The sequence below is a fragment of the Brevibacillus borstelensis genome, from assembly GCF_036700025.1.
GTDB lineage: Bacteria > Bacillota > Bacilli > Brevibacillales > Brevibacillaceae > Brevibacillus > Brevibacillus borstelensis.
Window position 1 is genome coordinate 692,078 of record NZ_CP144922.1, and the last position, 16,891, is coordinate 708,968.

Genomic DNA, 16,891 nt, shown 5'->3' on the forward strand with positions numbered 1-16,891 from the left:
AGGCAGTGTCCCACCGAACCCTGAGCGTTTTCTCCGCTTTCATCTCCTCCACCAAAGCCGCGAACAAAGATCTTTTCATTTTTGCTCTTGCCCAAAAAGGTGTCGAACCAAAGCCCCTAATGACGAAAGATTACGCAAATTGACGTCCGCCCCTCCCTCCGCTATTATGGAAAGGATATATTGACAAGTGGAAACGGAGGAACATACATGAGCCGCGTATACGTGTTAGATCATCCGCTGATCCAGCATAAGGTAACATTCATCCGCGACAAAAACACGGGAACCAAAGAGTTCCGCGAGCTGGTGGACGAGGTAGCCACACTGATGGCTTACGAGATCACCCGAGATATGCCTCTGGAGGAGACAACCATCGAAACGCCGGTGGCAACCTGCAAAGCGCGTGTAATTGCCGGTAAAAAAGTGGGACTGATCCCGATTCTCCGCGCAGGCCTGGGAATGGTGGACGGGATTCTGCAGCTGATCCCGGCTGCGAAGGTAGGCCACGTGGGCCTTTACCGCGATCCGGACACACTGCAGCCCGTAGAGTACTATGTAAAGCTGCCGACGGATATCGCGGAGCGTGAACTGATCGTAATCGACCCGATGCTGGCGACCGGCGGCTCTGCTGCCGCGGCCATTGATGCCCTGAAAAAGCGCGGAGCGAAAAGCATGAAGCTGATGTGCCTCATCGCAGCTCCGGAAGGCATCAAGCTGGTCCAGGACGAGCATCCTGACGTCGATATCTACGTAGCGGCTATTGACGAGTACCTGAACGATCACGGCTACATCATCCCGGGTCTTGGCGACGCCGGCGACCGACTGTTTGGGACAAAGTAGGAGAGGGAATCCGATGAAGAAGCTAAAAGTGATGACTGTCTTCGGGACGCGGCCGGAAGCGATCAAAATGGCGCCGCTCGTCCATGAGCTCAGCAAGCATGAAGAGCACATCGAACCGATTGTTTGCGTGACAGCGCAGCACCGTCAAATGCTGGATCAGGTGCTGGAGATTTTCCATATTCAGCCTGATATCGACCTGAACATCATGAAGGACCGGCAGACGCTTGTGCAGATCACGACCCGGGCACTTGAAGCGCTCGACCAAGTGATCAAGGAAACAAAACCAGACATTGTCCTCGTTCACGGCGATACGACCACGACCTTTGTAGCCAGCCTGGCAGCCTTCTACAACCAGGTGGCGATCGGACATGTGGAGGCGGGGCTTCGCACGTGGGACAAGTATTCCCCGTTCCCTGAGGAGATGAACCGCCAACTGACTGGCGTCATGGCAGATCTCCATTTTTCGCCGACGGAAGGCTCCGCAGACAACCTGCGCCGGGAAAACAAGCCGGAGGAGTCCATCTACATTACCGGAAACACGGCGATCGACGCACTGAAAACGACAGTCCGGGACGATTACACCCATCCGGTACTGGATCGGGTGCAGGGGAAAAAGATGGTGCTGATGACCGCTCACCGCCGCGAGAATCTGGGCGAGCCGATGCGCCGCATTTTCCGTGCGGTCAGACGCCTGATCGACGAGCATGAGGATATCGCTGTCGTCTATCCGGTTCACTTGAACCCGGCTGTCCAGGATGTGGCGCAGGAGGTGCTGGGCGGTCACGATCGCATTCATCTGATCGAGCCGCTGGATGCTTTTGATTTTCACAACTTCGCCCGCCGTGCCCATCTGATCCTGACGGATTCGGGGGGAGTCCAGGAAGAAGCTCCATCTCTCGGTGTTCCAGTGCTGGTGCTGCGCGACACGACGGAGCGGCCGGAAGGAATCGCTGCTGGAACGCTGAAGCTGGCAGGAACGGACGAAGATCAGGTGTACCGGATGGCTGATCACCTGCTGCGCGATGCCGCCGCCTACCATGAGATGGCGCAGGCAGCCAACCCGTATGGAGACGGAGAAGCGTCACGCCGCATTGTCGAGGCGATTCTTCACCACTTTGGCATGAGACAGGAGCGTCCCGAGCCGTTTACGCCCGGCCGCTAACGCTATTCCAATTCCATACCCCAACGAGAACGGACAACAAAGAGGCGCGTGGTTTCAGCGCCTCTTTTTCGATGTCAATGTAAAATGTTTACATTGGTTCGTTTTTCCAATGCGGAATCTGCATGGAAGACCGAAACTATCCCCCCTGTCACAGCGTCTATTATATAGTTGTGTACATAAGCAGACACAGAGAAGGAAATGGGAGAGGAGTTATCAACATGAGAGCGCGGAAGGTTTTGTCGCTGCTCACGGCTGCCGCTGTGGCCTGGGGAGCTTTTGCTCCGTTTGCGCCGCTGGCAAGCAATGTGGCTCAGGCGCGGGCGGAGACGAGTATGCTGCAATTGATGTGGCAAACGACCATTGGGGAAGGTACTACCTTACATAAATATACGAAGTCCTTTGCAGATAAACAAATCAATGTCATGGTGACCAAGGTTGATTTGACCAACCCCTATGTCGAGGTAAAGCCGGTCTATGGCACGAAAGGAAAGCTGACAGATCGTCAAACCGTTACCCAGATGGCCCGGGAAACAGGAGCGGTTGCCGCGATTAATGCAGACTTTTTCAACATGTCCAAACGTGGCGCACCATTCGGAATCGTCATGAAAGACAAAGAACTGGTGTCGTCAATGGGGCTGGTGTCTTACTGGTACGGCCTCGGGATTACCAGTGACAAAACGGCTCTGATCGAAAAGTTTGGGTTTACCGGCAAAGTAACGGCGCCAAACGGCAATGCGTTCCCGCTGCAAGGGGTGAACAAGGAAGAGTACAATCCCAGCGACAATCGCAAGAGCCATATGAACCAATTGAACATGTACACGCCTTCGTTCGGCCAGACAAGCCTGGGTACGATTCCCGGCTACAAGGATGTCGTCGAGGTCTTGTTTGTGGACAACGTGGCAAAAGAAGTACGCATCAATCAACCGGGCTTCTACATCCCTTACAACGGCTATGTGCTGTGGGGGCATGGAACAGCAGCCAATTTCCTGAAACAGAACTTCCCGGTCGGATCGACGGCTCATGTCGAGTATCAGACTACTCCGAACAGCCACGATTGGGCGCAGGCGGTTGGCGGGAACGTCCTGCTGGTTGACCAGGGCAGGGCGCTTACGTCGTTTCAGGCGGACAAATCGATCGTGTCTCTGAATGCGCGGACGGCTGTCGGCATCACACAGGATGGAAAAACGTTGTTGATGGTGACAATTGACGGCACCAATGGCGTTTATTTGGACGAGCTGGCCAAAATCATGGCCGAGCTTGGCTCATATCGGGCCGTCAACTTCGACGGTGGAGGCTCCACCACGATGTCTGTACGGATGCTTGGCGATACGCAAGCCAACCTGGCAATCAAGACGACAGGAGGTTCCGAGCGGCGAGTGCCTACGGGACTGGCGGTCTACAATACAGCTCCTCCGGGAGAATTGAAGGGCTTTGTCATCAATGGCCCGGCCGAGATGCTGATTGGCCAAACGGCAGAATTTACAACCAAAGCGTACGATACTCACTACCAGCCATACGCCATTGATCCTTCGATGATCTCCTGGCAGGCAAACCAACCAGATGCCGGTTCGTTTACCGGCAACAAGTTCACGCCGATGAAATCCGGGCAGATTGCCTTTACGGCGAGATCGGGAAGCGTCGCGCAGCAAAAAGAGGTTCACGTAATCTCCGGAAGCGAAGTGCAGCAGATAGTCGTGTCGCCTAACCCGATTTCTGTCGCACCGGGCCAAACGCTCACACTCGACGTGAAAATCAAGACGAAAAAAGGTCAATTGGTGCAGGCGACGCCGCTCAGCGTCCAGACCAGCGTGGATTCCCAGGTAGCGTCTGTAAACGACCAGCTGCAGCTGATCGCAGGCGAAGAGACGGGCAACGGCACCTTGACCGTCGTATACGATGGCGTAGCGACCAATGTTCCGTTTACCGTAGGTCAGCTGGAACAGCCGTGGATCACCTTTGACAATCAGGCAGGCATGCACCACGCATCCATCCCTGAGTCGCTGAGTTCGCATGGTTCGTTTACGGCAGTATCCGATCCTGTATTCCGGACGCACAAGTCAGCCAAGCTGGCGTACAACTTCACCGGAGCGCCTCAAGGCCAGTTGCGCTTTGCCTACGGCCGGATCGCCGCCCAGCCGCAGCAGATCCCGGGCAAGCCGATCGGTCTGGGCCTGTGGGTAAACGGCGACAACAGCAAGCATTGGCTGCGGGCCGAAGTAATTGACGCCCACGGCAAGCCTGTCTACGTCGATCTGGCCCAAGAGATTGACTGGACCGGATGGAAGCAGGTAAAAGGCTACTTCCCGGCAAACGTGGCCTATCCGCTGCAGTTGAAGAGCATCTACGTTGTGGATCGTCCGGAAGACGGCCACCAGCAAGACAAAGGCACGCTGTACTTTGACGAAGTCTCGCTCATTATGCCAGGCTCCGCAGGGACAGCGCCGAAAGGAACCAACGTCGTTCCAGAGGTGCCGGGAACGCTCTCGCTGGGAGCAGAGCTCGATCTGGGCTACTCGTTTGAGCGTACAGCGCCTTTCCTGGACATGGCTTCGATCAAAGTAAATTCGATCGTGCCGCAGCCGCTTCCAGGCTATGTCCCGGCTGACTACTCCTTTACGATCAAGCCGGAGACGTACAAAGACGGTCAGGATGACAGAATCACCACATCTCCGCTGACATTGACCTTGACGCCGAAGAACTGGATCGCCGGCAAAGGAGTAGGTCTCCTGTACGTAAACGAAATCAACAAGACGTTTGACCCGCTGCTCGGTACGAGAAATGCGCAGGGACAGTGGGTCTACGAGGTAAATGACTACGGTACCTACATTCCGTACTATCTGGATGGTGCGGGCGGCAGTGCAGCCTTTACGGACATTTCCAAACACGCAGCCAAGAAGGAAATCACCTGGATGGCTGAAAAAGGGTACGTAAAGGGGCTGACGGAAACGACGTTTGGTCCCGAGGTCGCCCTCACCAGGGCCCAGTACGTCACGCTTTTGGCCCGTACCTTTAACTGGGAGCTGCCAGCGTCGCCCAAGCTGAGCTTCAAGGACAAAGTTCCGGCCTATGCCCAGGGAGCAGTCCAAGTAGCGATTGCCAAAGGGCTAGTAAAAGGCTACCCGGACAACACCTTCCGTCCGGATCAGCCTGTGACCCGGGCAGAGGCAGCCGTTATTCTGGACCGTGTACTGAAGAAAAAGGCGACTCCTGCCAAAGCGATGTCGGACAAAAAGTCGTGGCCATCCTGGGCGACCCAGTCGATCAACAACACGGTAGGCCAGGGACTGATAGACCCGCTGGGCAGCAAATTTGAACCGAATAAACCGGCGACCCGGGCAGTTACTGTCGTCGCGCTGTATCGGATATTGAACAAATCGTAGCACCTGTAAAACCGGCTTCTTCTTAAAGTGAAGAGGCCGGTTTTTTGTGTTTCTGCTCCTAACAGTCTATTGAGGAAAACAAAGGAGGCAGGTATACTTTATTTGTTAACTAATTTTACTAAATGGTTAACAAATAAATTTGGAGGAGGGCTGTTCCATGTCTATTTCACCGTACAGCTACGAAGAGCTCGCGCGGAAAAACAAGGAGTACCTCTGGAATCCGTTCACCCAAATGAAAGATTACATAGCGGATGACCCGGTGATCATTGCCAGAGGAGAAGGCATCAAACTGATCGATGTCCAGGGAAAGGCCTACTACGACGGGTTTTCATCCGTCTGGCTCAACGTCCACGGACACAATGTGCCGGAGTTGAATCAGGCCATTGTCGACCAACTGAACCAGGTCGCGCATTCCACTTTGCTGGGGATGGCGAACATCCCGTCGATCCTGCTGGCTGAGCAGCTCGTTCGGATCGCGCCTCCAGGTTTGACCAAGGTGTTTTACTCCGACAGCGGCGCTACGGCAGTGGAGATCGCGATCAAGATGGCGTTTCAATACTGGCAAAATCTCGGCAAAACCGGCAAGCGCTCCTTTATCACCATGAAAAACGCTTATCACGGGGATACCATCGGTGCAGTCAGCGTAGGGGCAATCCCGCTGTACCACGAGGTATACCGACCGTTGTTGTTTTCCCCGTACACGATTCCGTATCCGTACCCGTATCGCCACGAGGGCGAAAAATCGGCAGCAGATACGACAATAGCCTGTCTCGAGCAGCTCCTGGAAGAAAAAGCGGACGAGATCGCAGCGCTGATCGTCGAGCCGGTCGTCCAGGGAGCGAGCGGGATGATTTTGATGACGGATGGCTGCCTTCAAAAAATGGCGGAACTGGCGAAGAAGTACGATGTGCTGCTCATCGCGGACGAGGTGGCGACCGGATTTGGCCGTACGGGGAAAATGTTCGCCTGCGAGCATGAAGGGGTTGTACCGGATATTATGACGATCGCCAAGGGCATTACCGGCGGTTATTTGCCTGTCGCTGCCACAATGACCACAGAGCGGGTGTACCAAGCCTTTTACGCGGATTACGAAGAACAGAAAACCTTTTTCCACGGGCATTCCTACACGGGGAACCCGCTCGGCTGCGCAGTCGCCCTGGCCAATTTGCGACTGATGGAACAGCGGAGGCTTGTCGATGAGGTAGCCCAAAAATCGGAGAAGCTGGGGGAAATGCTAAGGCCGCTGGCGGCATTCCCGCACGTAGGCGAGGTCCGGCAAAAAGGATTCATGGTCGGGATCGAGCTTGTACGCGACAAACACACAAAGGAAAGCTACCACTGGAATGAGCGCATCGGTGTGCGGGTGACGAAATCGGCCCGCGAACGAGGGCTGCTGACAAGACCGCTCGGGAACGTGATCGTGCTCATACCGCCGCTGGTCAGCACAGAGGATGACCTGGCCGCGATGGTCGACATTTTGGCGGCCTCGATCCGGGAGGTGACGGAAGGATGAGCGATGTCGCAGCCGATAAGCCGGTGAAATGGACAGGACTTTTTGTTTCCGGAACGGATACGGGTGTCGGAAAAACGATAATCACCGCCGGTCTGGCAGCCGTCCTGCGAGCGGACGGACTTGAAATAGGGGTTTACAAGCCGGTTCAGTCAGGAGGAGAAACCGAGGAAATGCGGGACTCCTATCTGCTCCGCGCCATTTCGGGTGTCAGTGATGCACCAGAAGAGATTGCTCCCTTTTCTTTTTCCGCTCCGCTTGCTCCTCTGCTCGCTGCGGAGGCTGAGGGAGTTGCGCTTTCATTGCCCCGGGTCGCAGCAGCAGGAGAACCGCTGAAACAGAAATACAAGGCTCTTCTGGTGGAGGGGGCGGGCGGACTCGCCGTGCCGCTGACAAAGACAGAGCTGATCGTCGATTTTGCGGCTTATCTGGGAATGCCGGTACTGCTTGTGGCAAGGGCCGGTCTGGGGACGATTAACCATACGATTCTTTCTGTGGCCTATGCCCGTCAGCATGGTCTCAGGGTAGCAGGCGTCATCCTGAACGGTTATCGCCCGAATGACAGCGATAAAAGCATGGAGAGCAATGCCGCTTTGATCGAAGAGTACGCCGGAGCGCAAGTGCTGGGACAAATCCCCTGGATGGAGGGGGAAATCTCGCAGACCTCCGTCACAGAAGCGATACGAGCTTACGCCGATACAGAAAAGATTCGAGAGCTGTTTTCCATTTCCACACGATAAGAAGAGGAGAGAAAGAGCATGAGCGTGAGTCTGAACACGGTGCACTGGAGCCGACTGGCCAAAAAAGCGCTGCAGGGAGATTTGTTGACACAAGAGGAGGCGCTTTCCGTTCTGCAAGCAGACGATGAAGAGGTGCTGCCGATCCTGCAGGCGGCTTTTCAGGTCCGCAAGCATTTCTATGGAAAAAAAGTAAAGCTGAACATGATCATCAATGCCAAAAGCGGTCTTTGCCCGGAGGATTGCGGTTACTGCTCCCAGTCCATCGTGTCCAATGCTCCGATTGAAAAGTACGCCTTTTTAGACAAGGAAACACTGATAGCCGGTGCTCGTGAGGCGCAGAACAGGCAAGCGGGCACATACTGCATCGTGGCATCCGGCCGCGGACCGACGGAACGCGAGCTGGAACAGGTGATCGAAGCAGTACGGGAGATCCGCGAGACGATGCCGCTGAAAATATGTGCCTGCCTGGGCATCCTCAAGCCGGAGCAAGCGGCCCGCCTGAAAGAGGCAGGCGTCCACCGCTACAACCACAATGTAAACACCAGCCGGTCCAATTACGGTCAGATCACGTCCACTCACACCTACGACCAGAGGGTAGAAACCGTAGAGGCGGCCAAGCAGGGAGGGCTGTCGCCTTGTTCCGGAGTGATCATCGGGATGGGAGAGACGGACGAAGAAATTGTGGAAATGGCTGTCGCCCTGAGGAGCATCGATGCAGATTCGATCCCCGTTAATTTTCTCAACGCCATCCCAGGCACTCCGTTGGAACATCGCGGACGGACACCGGCAATGAAGGCCTTGAAGGTGCTGGCCCTGTTCCGCTTCATTTGCCCTTCAAAGGAGATCCGCGTCGCGGGAGGCAGGGAGAAAAATCTGCGTACGCTTCAGCCGCTGGCCCTTTATGCCGCCAACTCCATTTTTGTAGGGGATTACTTGACGACGCCCGGGCAAGAGGTAACGCTTGATCATCAAATGATTGAGGACCTTGGCTTTGAGATTGAGCAGTGTGCGCTGTAGGAGTGTGACCCAGTTGACGGCAGACAGCGGATATTCGTGGATGGAAGCGGAGTTGACGAAACGAAAGGAAAGCTTCTTGTACAGAGAGCTGCAAAAACACGATAAGATCGATTGTTCGCCGCTTGCACCTTCCGGCATGCCTTGCCTGAGTGACGAGTTTGATCAGAGGGAGGATTTTGTTTTCGACCTGGCTGAAAACGACGCAGACAAGTGGCTGTCGATCAGGGGAGAGAAGCTGTTCAACCTTTCGTCCAACAACTATTTGGGACTGTCAGGGGATCTGAGGCTTGTTCAGGCAGCTGCCGACGCTGCCATGCGGCTTGGAGCGGGAGCGACTGCTTCCCGTCTCGTCAGCGGCAATCACGTCTGCTACAGCGAGCTGGAGGAAGAGCTGGCGAGGTGGAAGGGGCGGGAAGCCGCGTTGGTGTTTGCCAACGGCTACATGGCCAATCTCGGTGTGATTTCAGCATTGGTGGGACGAGGCGATGCTGTGTTCAGCGACCGGCTCAACCATGCCAGCATCGTGGATGGCATCATTCTCAGCAGAGCAGACCATTACAGGTACCGGCACAACGACATGGATCATCTGGAATCCCTGCTAAAGAAGCACAGCGGAAGCAAAAGGCGCATGCTGATCGTCGCCGACGCTGTCTTTTCGATGGATGGTGACAGCGCTCCTCTGCGCGAGCTGGTGGAGCTCCGGGACCGCTATCACGCCTTGCTGCTGGTTGATGAAGCCCATTCCGGCGGTGTTCGTGGAGAGCGCGGAGAAGGTCTTTGCCATGAATACGGCTTGCACGGGCGGGTAGACGTGATCATGGGGACGTTCAGCAAAGCGTTTGGCGTTTACGGCGCGTACGTTTGTGCGGATGAGGTGCTGATCCGCTATCTGGTCAATACGGCCAGGCCGCTGATTTACTCGACGGGCTTGCCGCCGATGGTCGTCGCTTCCGTTCAGGCGTCCCTGCAGATCGTGCAGGAGGAAGGCTGGCGAAGAGAGAGGCTGCGGAGACTTGGCAGGTGGTTTCGGGATCAGCTGCGCCAGGCGGGATTATCCGTGATGGAGGGAGATTCGCCGATAGTCCCCTGGTTGATCGGCAGCAACGACCGTGCGCTTCGCATCAGCCGTGCTCTGGCGGAAAGGGGCATATCGGCGGTTGCGATCCGTCCTCCCACTGTCCCCGAGGGCGAAGCGCGGATTCGGTTTTCGCTCATGGCCACCCATGCCAAAACCGAACTTGCTGGAGTGCTGGAACAGATACGTGAGGTGGCTTATGCGGAACAGGAGGCGTACAGATGAAAGCCGTCATGCTGTGGATAAATGGCTGGGCCATGCCCGATGAGGTTTGGGAGCCGATTGTTGACGCCTTGGATGATTGTGAGCATAGAAGACCGGATTACTCGCGGATTGTTCACCCCGAGCAGTTTTACACGGCTGTCCGCGAGCAGCTTTCACCGTTGCGCTCCATGCCGCTCATCGTGATCGGATGGTCGATGGGCGGCATGCTTGGGCTTCGCCTTGCCCAAGAATCCGCGGTGGACGGTTTGATTGCGATTGGCACCGCAGCGAGGTTTGTCGGCAGCCGTGGCGATGGGAGCAGCGGATGGCAGGACACCCATCTGCGGCTCATGAGTCGAAAGCTGACCCGAAACCGGGAACAGGTAATCGGCGACTTTCACTACTCGATGTTCACGCAGGCAGAAAGGGAGAGGATTGCGGATGTCGGGGTCAGACTGGCTGACAAATGGCCGCAGCCGACACTGCTTGCCGGTCTATCCTACCTGCAAAAGGAGGATTGCAGTCCGCTGCTGCCGGAGATTGCCTGTCCCGTCACGGTGATTCACGGAACAGAGGATGGGATCTGTCCCTACCGGGCAGGAGTGGAGCTCGCATCCGGCCTATCTGCATCCGCCCTTTCCGCATCCGCTCTTTCCTCTGCCCGGCTGGTGTCTGTTCCGGGCGGCGGCCACGCCATCCCGCTCCTGTATCCGGAAATCATCATAGAAGAAGCCAAAAGGATGGTGGGCAGGTATGGCAAATGAACTTGTCAGCAAACGTTTCAGCGCAAAGGCAGCCACTTATGATCAGTACGCCGTCGTCCAGCAGGAGATGGCTTCCATTCTGGCCAAGTCAATTTTCTCCGGGACCCGGCAGGTGCAGAGCCTGCTCGAGATCGGGAGCGGCACCGGCGGGCTGACCTGGCTTTTGCGAGCGCAGTTTCCCCTATGCGAGTATGTGGCGCTTGATATCGCGCCGGGGATGGTAAAGCAGGCACGCGAGCGTTTCAGGGAAGATACGCGCATACGGTTTGAGCTGGCTGATGTGGAACGATGGGTATGGGAGGAGCGATCCGAGACATACGATTTGGCCGCCTCCAGCGCCTGTTTCCAATGGCTCCAGCAGCCAGCCCGAACGGCAGCGGGATTATACAAGCTTTTAAGACCCGGGGGGCAGCTGTTCTTCTCTACGTTTGGGCCGGGAACCTTTCAGGAGCTGCATCGCTCCTTTGACTCCGCCTACCGCCTGCTTGATCGGCCTCCAGAGCGGCATGGTCTTTCCTATCTGACCCCGGAACAATGGCGGGATATTTGTCTGGGGGCAGGGTTTGCGTCCGTGGAGTCTGAGCGGACCAGGCGAACGCTCTACTACCCCGACGTCCGCAGCTTTTTGCAGGCTGTCAAAGCGATCGGGGCAAATGCGGGAGGAAAGAGCAGCGGCGCTGGATTGGGGCAGCGGCGATTATTGACCGCGATGATGGCAGAGTACCAACGCTTGTACGGGGATGAAAGAGGCGTACCGGTTACGTACGAGCTTGTCTTTATACGGGCCAAAAAGGCATAGCCCTTGCGTTGTTGGAAAGAAACAGCCTTCACCGTTTGTTTAAACATAGAGCGAAATCCAAGATAAAGTGAAAACCAAGATAGAGCCGAATTCAAGTGTTTCCTGCACCAAAATGCGGCATCCGGCTGATTTTCCTGTTCGGATTCGATGTTGCACAGGGAGCCGATCACGACGACAAAAAACCCGTCCTGGCAATGGATCAGGACGGGTTTTGCTAACGGATCAAGCGCGAAGTCTCGCAAAACTCTCTCGTTTATTTCAAGTCGAAGTAGAGCGTATATGGATCGGTATCCGTATAGCCCGAGTACGATTTTACGAGAATGTAATACGTCTTTCCTTCTTCCGCATCGAAACGGAGAGACTCGTCCGAATTTCCGGCGCGGGTAGACGAAGCGATTTGATCGAGATTTTTTCCTACCAATTCATAAACGTACAAATCATAGTCGTAGCTTCCGTATGGAATCAATAGCAGCAGCCGTTCCTCGTTGTTGATCGGAGCGACAAACGAGAACCAATCTTCATCTGTGGCCGAACTGATGGTGCCTCTGATGCCATCTTCAAGTATCGGGTTTGCTTCGCGTCTTGTATTATTCGGTTCGCTTTCAAAAGGATACGTTGCCGCAGGAGCTGCTGAAAGCTTATGTACCTGCGCTGATTGCTGCTTTCCTGCTGCAGAAACGGAGCTGGAAAACGTAAATACGAGAGCAAGTCCAAGGAAGAGGTTCAAGTATTTTTTCATAAATAGAGTACCTCCATAAATTGGTATTCGATTCCATGGATAAAATATACAAAAATTAAATTTATTTGTAAACTGAAAATATGGACCGTTGTCTCTCAAAATCATTAAGACCTCTAGCACAAGCAAGAGATTCTTGTCGGGTTCTTGCAGCTTCGGAGTTTGAGCGGGGACAGCTTTCCAGGCAGATTGTTCAAAAATGCAGGAATATTTCGATCAGAAATGGAATGGTATGAAGATGCTTTCATCCAGTTTTGCGAGGAGTGATTTTTCGTGAGTCAAAGAGAAATCGTAATTGCAAGCGCCGTTCGGACGGCTATCGGCAATTTTCAGGGAGCGCTGGCAGGGGTAAGCGCTACACAGTTGGGAGCCGTTGTGCTGGAAGCGGCACTCGAACGCGCTGGCGTCGCCAAAGAAGCTGTCGATGAAGTGATACTTGGCAATGTGCTTCAGGCCGGTCTTGGGCAAAATCCTGCCCGACAGGCGGCGATCCGGGCTGGGCTGCCTCAGCAGGTACCTTCCATGACAATCAACAAGGTGTGCGGATCCGGGCTGAAAGCGGTCCACTTGGCGGTGCAATCGATTCTCTCCGGGGATGCCGAGGTCGTGCTTGCCGGGGGCATGGAAAATATGAGTCAGGCGCCATATCTGCTGGAAGGGGCGCGGGGCGGCTACCGGATGGGCGATCAAAAGGTGGTCGACAGCATGATCCGCGACGGTCTCTGGTGTGCGTTCAATGACTATCACATGGGGATTACAGCGGAAAATCTGTGCACGCAGTATGGGCTGACGAGAGAAGAACAGGACGAGTTTGCCGCCTGGAGCCAGGAAAAAGCGCAGCGTGCGCTAAGCGAAGGACGTTTTCAAGATGAAATTGTTCCCGTGCCGATTCCGCAGAAAAAAGGCGAACCGATCATGTTCAGCGTCGACGAATTCCCGCGGGCTGGTGTAACAGCGGAAGCACTCGGAAAGCTCCGCCCCGCGTTTAAAAAGGACGGTACGGTTACAGCAGGGAATGCTTCCGGCATCAACGACGGAGCGGCTGCTCTCTTGATCATGTCGGGAGAAAAGGCACGCGAGCTCGGTGTAATACCGCTGGCCAGGATTGTCGCCAATGCTAGTGCAGGTGTCGACCCGAGCATCATGGGCATCGGACCGGTTCCGGCGACGCGCCGCGTACTGGAAAAAGCGGGTCTGACGCTTGCGCAAATGGACTTGATCGAAGCCAATGAGGCGTTTGCCGTGCAATCGCTGGCAGTCGGAAAAGAACTCGGGATTCCGCGTGAGAAGCTGAATGTGAACGGCGGAGCGATCGCTCTCGGCCATCCAATCGGCGCGAGCGGAGCCCGAATACTGGTGACGCTTGTACATGAATTGAACAAGCGTTCAGGGGCAAAATATGGGTTAGCGACTCTGTGCATCGGCGGCGGCCAAGGAGTAGCCACGGTTGTTGAAAAAATCAATCAGTAGAAGAGATAGTTTTTCCAGTTTTGACGGCCGGAGAGAAAGGGCTGTTTTTGCAAAAAAACCGCGTCATTTTCAAATGTGAACGCTTTGTGTACAGAACCTATCGCACGTTGACAAATGGAATAAATCTTCGTTAATATGAATGAGGGCATAGGGGCACTTGACAACCTGCCCTCTCCTTGTGTATGAAAGGGGACGGTTATGTGCCGAAAATCGATAATCCGTGGCGAGCCGTCACGCTAGTGAGCCTGATAGGTGCGGACATGGCCGTTTGTGTCATTGGCGGCGTCTATCTGGGCAGATACGTTGACAGTCTTCTGTCTACCAAACCTTGGTTCTTGATGGTTGGGCTCCTTCTCGGATTGGGAATTGGCGTGTATAGCGTCTACCGCATAGTTCGCGGGTATTTGTAGGGAGATAGAACATGCAAACGTTTACTTCGGCTATGCGAGCAACCTTTCGCTATGCTTTTTTCTGTGTGGCCCTGGTTGCTATACTCTGGGCCGTTTTGCCTCCATATCGGCTGTTTTTGCAGAGCCTCCTGCTTGGAATGGGGTGCAGCCTACTGGGCGGCACCGTGCTCGTAAGCAAGACTTGGCGCATCGGCCAGATGGCTGTCGACCCGAGCGTCCGTCCAAAAGGAACAGGCATGCTGCAACGCCTCCTCTTGGCTGGATTCGCCGTATTTCTGACGATCCGCTTCCCCCATCTGTTTGTTTTGTCGGGCGTGCTGATCGGCCTTTTCCTCTTTCAAGTGTTAGGCTTCTTTTTCGTTTACCGCTCCTTAAAATAGATTTTGCAGCATTTTTTTACTCTGTACATGACTTGGTAATAGACTCGCGCGGAAGAAAGGGGTGAAATACATGCATTATTCTCTGCGATTTGAGTGGTTGGGCATGGTTTTTGATGTCTCGACCATCATTGCGATTTTGGTAAGCTCCCTGGTGGTTCTGCTTCTGTGTGTGGGTCTGACCCGCAACCTGACCACCGCTGCTCCAAGAGGCGGGCAAAACGTGATGGAGTGGATTGTCGATTTCGTCACAGGCATCACCAAAAGCTATATCGAGCCGAAAAAGGCAGCGCATTTTGTTACGCTAGCCTTGACCCTGTTCCTCTACATCTTTATCAGCAACCAGCTGGGCCTTGTGTTTAACGTGAATACGTCTCATCACAACGATCCGAATAAGGGTCAACAAATGAGCCAGACGGTAGTCGATGCGCTGACGCTGGCGAGCGACGATGAAGCCAAGAAGCAGAAGCTGGAAAAGCTGAATGAAGAGTTGAACGCTACCGATCCTCACAGCCACGGCGTAGTCATCGGTTGGTGGAAATCGCCGACTGCTACCCCGAGCGTAACCTTTGCGCTGGCGTTTGTGGTGCTGCTCTACGCGCACTACCTGGGGATGAAGAAGAGTTTCGGCGGATGGCTCAAGCATACATTCCTGAACCCGATTCACATTCTGGAAGAGTTCATTATTAAGCCGTTGACGCTTCCTCTGCGTCTATTCGGTAACATCTTTGCCGGTGAGGTTTTGATCGCCTTCCTGTTGAGCGTAGGAATCTTCGGAAGCATTCCGTTGTTCCTGTGGCTGGGCTACTCCGTCTTTGTCGGCTCTGTCCAAGCCTTTATCTTCACCACGTTGGCGATGGTATACATTTCACAACAAGTGAATGACCAACATTAATTCACTGTAGATTTCTATCTTTTACACACACTAAGGAGGTTTTTTTACAATGGAAGGTTTGGCTCTTGCAATCGGTATCATATTTGGTCTGGCTGCTCTTGGTGCAGCAATTGGTAACTCTCTCGTTATTTCCCGTACAATTGACGGCGTAGCTCGCCAGCCTGAAGCGCGCGGCAACCTGATGGGTCTCATGTTCCTGGGTCTCGGTCTCGTCGAGGCGGTTCCGATTATCGCAGTTGCGATCGGTTTCATCCTCTTCGGTCGTCTGTAAAAAGCATAGGTTTGATGGGCGGGGGCTTGACCTTCGCCTCTATTTTAGTCATCAGAACTTATTTTTGCCCTGGTGGCTTGTGGCTCCGTCCGCCTTTTTAGCTGGCGCAGCCGGGTTATCTAGGAAAGAAGCGGCTTTAATCCGTAGATATACATTCTCCTGTTTGTAAGGAAGGAGTGAAACAAATGCTCGACTTTGGTGCCGTCTCCCTTAACCTTGGAGACTTGCTTACCCAAGTAATCGTATTCTTGGTGTTGCTGCTGGTTGTTCGAAAACTGGCCATGGGCCCTATCGTAGGAATCATGGAAAAGCGCCGTCAGCATATCGAATCCCAAATTTCCTCGGCTGAAAAGAGCCGCCAAGAAGCGGAAGCTCTTCTCGCCGAACAACGCCGCGTCCTCGACGAGGCTCGTGTAGAAGCAAAAGCAATTATCGACCGCGCTACGAAACAAGCTGCGGACGAAAGCGCGAAGCTGGTTGCCGATGCGCAAGCTGCAACTGAGCGCATGAAGGCTGATGCCAGCAAGGAACTGGCTCGCGAAGTAGAAAAAGCGAAAGCGGAGCTGCGCGATCAAATGACAGGTCTGTCCGTTCTCTTGGCTTCCAAGATCATTGAAAAAGAACTGGACGAAGCAGCGCAAAAAGCAACCGTTGACAAATTCCTCGCTCAAGTGGGAGATCGCCTATGAGCAGCGCAGTAGGAAAGCGCTACGCCCGCGCCCTTTTTGAAGTGGCCAGCGAGCGTGGGAAAATCGATCAGGTGGAAGCTGACCTTGGCGCAGTCGTGCAAGCGGTTGAGCAAAACGCCGATTTGAGCAAAATCCTGCTACACCCGCATATCGCGGCGGGAGCGAAGAAAACGCTGGTGGATGACCTGTTCAAAAGTCACATCAGCGAAGAGACTCACAATTTCCTGACCGTCCTGATTGAAAGCGGACGGGAAGCGCAGCTGGCACAGATCCAGCAGGCTTTCGTGAAGCTGGCAAACGAAGCGCGCGGCATTGCCGACGCCATCGTCACCAGCGCCAAGCCATTGAGCGCCGAAGAGCAAGCGGAGCTGGCCGAGAAGTTCGGTCAAAGACTGAACAAGAAGCTGCGCGTGCAAACCGTTGTGGATCCGTCCATCCTCGGTGGAATTGTGATCAAGATCGGCGACCGTTTGTATGACGGAAGCATTAAGACGAAGTTGGAACTTTTCGCGCATCAAGCATAAATGCCGTTTAAAGCGGGAATCCTGGTCAACT

At 54.5% G+C, this 16,891-nt stretch carries 17 protein-coding genes; 16 read left to right on the forward strand and 1 reads right to left on the reverse strand.

Features of this window, described 5'->3' with window-relative positions:
* Positions 1–207: 207 nt before the first annotated feature.
* The 9 genes from upp (at position 208) to bioC (ending at position 11,488) form a co-directional block, all read left to right on the forward strand.
* Complete coding sequence (upp, locus tag V5G20_RS03225) at positions 208–837, forward strand: uracil phosphoribosyltransferase (protein ID WP_003388430.1); 630 nt, start codon at positions 208–210, stop codon at positions 835–837.
* A gap of 13 nt (positions 838–850) precedes the next feature.
* Positions 851–1,999, forward strand: coding sequence for a non-hydrolyzing UDP-N-acetylglucosamine 2-epimerase (wecB, locus tag V5G20_RS03230; RefSeq protein ID WP_003388429.1), 1,149 nt, complete (start codon positions 851–853; stop codon positions 1,997–1,999).
* A gap of 218 nt (positions 2,000–2,217) precedes the next feature.
* On the forward strand, positions 2,218–5,379 hold the full coding sequence (locus tag V5G20_RS03235; protein ID WP_338463154.1) for a phosphodiester glycosidase family protein: 3,162 nt from the start codon (positions 2,218–2,220) through the stop codon (positions 5,377–5,379).
* Between the two features lie 157 nt (positions 5,380–5,536).
* Entirely contained in the window at positions 5,537–6,892 is a 1,356-nt protein-coding gene (gene bioA, locus V5G20_RS03240) for an adenosylmethionine--8-amino-7-oxononanoate transaminase (protein WP_338463155.1), read from the forward strand.
* Positions 6,889–7,629, forward strand: a complete 741-nt coding sequence (bioD, locus tag V5G20_RS03245; RefSeq protein ID WP_052259650.1) for a dethiobiotin synthase — start codon at positions 6,889–6,891, stop codon at positions 7,627–7,629. Before bioA ends, bioD begins: the two co-directional genes overlap by 4 nt.
* Before the next feature lie 18 nt (positions 7,630–7,647).
* Complete coding sequence (gene bioB, locus V5G20_RS03250; RefSeq protein ID WP_327926452.1) at positions 7,648–8,646, forward strand: biotin synthase BioB; 999 nt, start codon at positions 7,648–7,650, stop codon at positions 8,644–8,646.
* 13 nt (positions 8,647–8,659) lie between these two features.
* A complete protein-coding gene (gene bioF, locus V5G20_RS03255; RefSeq protein ID WP_338463156.1) occupies positions 8,660–9,946 on the forward strand; it encodes an 8-amino-7-oxononanoate synthase in 1,287 nt (428 codons plus the stop codon).
* Positions 9,943–10,689 carry an alpha/beta fold hydrolase gene (locus V5G20_RS03260; RefSeq protein WP_031932675.1) on the forward strand — a complete coding sequence of 249 codons (747 nt, stop codon included), beginning with the start codon at positions 9,943–9,945 and terminating at the stop codon, positions 10,687–10,689. The genes bioF and V5G20_RS03260 overlap by 4 nt, the downstream gene beginning before the upstream one ends.
* Positions 10,679–11,488 (forward strand): malonyl-ACP O-methyltransferase BioC, encoded by an 810-nt coding sequence (gene bioC, locus V5G20_RS03265; RefSeq protein WP_327926454.1) that lies wholly within the window; start codon positions 10,679–10,681, stop codon positions 11,486–11,488. Before V5G20_RS03260 ends, bioC begins: the two co-directional genes overlap by 11 nt.
* Before the next feature lie 253 nt (positions 11,489–11,741).
* On the opposite strand, the gene V5G20_RS03270 is transcribed toward bioC, so the two are convergent.
* A complete protein-coding gene (locus V5G20_RS03270; protein ID WP_003388420.1) occupies positions 11,742–12,227 on the reverse strand; it encodes a PPC domain-containing protein in 486 nt (161 codons plus the stop codon).
* Between the two features lie 270 nt (positions 12,228–12,497).
* Between V5G20_RS03270 and V5G20_RS03275 the strand changes: the two genes are divergently transcribed.
* The 7 genes from V5G20_RS03275 to V5G20_RS03305 all read left to right on the forward strand — a co-directional run bounded on the left by V5G20_RS03275 (position 12,498) and on the right by V5G20_RS03305 (position 16,860).
* Positions 12,498–13,694 (forward strand): acetyl-CoA C-acetyltransferase, encoded by a 1,197-nt coding sequence (locus tag V5G20_RS03275; RefSeq protein WP_003388419.1) that lies wholly within the window; start codon positions 12,498–12,500, stop codon positions 13,692–13,694.
* Between the two features lie 200 nt (positions 13,695–13,894).
* Positions 13,895–14,104 carry an AtpZ/AtpI family protein gene (locus tag V5G20_RS03280; protein WP_003388417.1) on the forward strand — a complete coding sequence of 70 codons (210 nt, stop codon included), beginning with the start codon at positions 13,895–13,897 and terminating at the stop codon, positions 14,102–14,104.
* 11 nt (positions 14,105–14,115) lie between these two features.
* Positions 14,116–14,484, forward strand: a complete 369-nt coding sequence (locus tag V5G20_RS03285) for an ATP synthase subunit I (protein ID WP_003388416.1) — start codon at positions 14,116–14,118, stop codon at positions 14,482–14,484.
* 70 nt (positions 14,485–14,554) lie between these two features.
* The gene (atpB, locus tag V5G20_RS03290) at positions 14,555–15,376 is read left to right on the forward strand and encodes a F0F1 ATP synthase subunit A (RefSeq protein WP_251255761.1); all 822 of its coding nucleotides are present in this window, start codon (positions 14,555–14,557) and stop codon (positions 15,374–15,376) included.
* Between the two features lie 49 nt (positions 15,377–15,425).
* A complete protein-coding gene (atpE, locus tag V5G20_RS03295) occupies positions 15,426–15,647 on the forward strand; it encodes a F0F1 ATP synthase subunit C (RefSeq protein ID WP_003388414.1) in 222 nt (73 codons plus the stop codon).
* A gap of 185 nt (positions 15,648–15,832) precedes the next feature.
* Positions 15,833–16,336 (forward strand): F0F1 ATP synthase subunit B, encoded by a 504-nt coding sequence (gene atpF / locus V5G20_RS03300; protein ID WP_003388413.1) that lies wholly within the window; start codon positions 15,833–15,835, stop codon positions 16,334–16,336.
* The gene (locus V5G20_RS03305) at positions 16,333–16,860 is read left to right on the forward strand and encodes a F0F1 ATP synthase subunit delta (RefSeq protein WP_003388412.1); all 528 of its coding nucleotides are present in this window, start codon (positions 16,333–16,335) and stop codon (positions 16,858–16,860) included. The genes atpF and V5G20_RS03305 overlap by 4 nt, the downstream gene beginning before the upstream one ends.
* Positions 16,861–16,891 lie beyond the last annotated feature (31 nt).

Bases quoted from the DNA above. Each gene is read 5' to 3' on its own strand.
- bioC (WP_327926454.1), top strand. From the start codon at position 10,679: ATGGCAAATGAACTTGTCAGCAAACGTTTCAGCGCAAAGGCAGCCACT.
- V5G20_RS03235 (WP_338463154.1), top strand. From the start codon at position 2,218: ATGAGAGCGCGGAAGGTTTTGTCGCTGCTCACGGCTGCCGCTGTGGCC.
- V5G20_RS03270 (WP_003388420.1), bottom strand. From the start codon at position 12,227: ATGAAAAAATACTTGAACCTCTTCCTTGGACTTGCTCTCGTATTTACG.
- V5G20_RS03285 (WP_003388416.1), top strand. From the start codon at position 14,116: ATGCAAACGTTTACTTCGGCTATGCGAGCAACCTTTCGCTATGCTTTT.
- atpE (WP_003388414.1), top strand. From the start codon at position 15,426: ATGGAAGGTTTGGCTCTTGCAATCGGTATCATATTTGGTCTGGCTGCT.
- V5G20_RS03260 (WP_031932675.1), top strand. From the start codon at position 9,943: ATGAAAGCCGTCATGCTGTGGATAAATGGCTGGGCCATGCCCGATGAG.
- V5G20_RS03305 (WP_003388412.1), top strand. From the start codon at position 16,333: ATGAGCAGCGCAGTAGGAAAGCGCTACGCCCGCGCCCTTTTTGAAGTG.
- bioD (WP_052259650.1), top strand. From the start codon at position 6,889: ATGAGCGATGTCGCAGCCGATAAGCCGGTGAAATGGACAGGACTTTTT.
- wecB (WP_003388429.1), top strand. From the start codon at position 851: ATGAAGAAGCTAAAAGTGATGACTGTCTTCGGGACGCGGCCGGAAGCG.
- bioB (WP_327926452.1), top strand. From the start codon at position 7,648: ATGAGCGTGAGTCTGAACACGGTGCACTGGAGCCGACTGGCCAAAAAA.
- atpB (WP_251255761.1), top strand. From the start codon at position 14,555: ATGCATTATTCTCTGCGATTTGAGTGGTTGGGCATGGTTTTTGATGTC.
- upp (WP_003388430.1), top strand. From the start codon at position 208: ATGAGCCGCGTATACGTGTTAGATCATCCGCTGATCCAGCATAAGGTA.
- bioA (WP_338463155.1), top strand. From the start codon at position 5,537: ATGTCTATTTCACCGTACAGCTACGAAGAGCTCGCGCGGAAAAACAAG.
- atpF (WP_003388413.1), top strand. From the start codon at position 15,833: ATGCTCGACTTTGGTGCCGTCTCCCTTAACCTTGGAGACTTGCTTACC.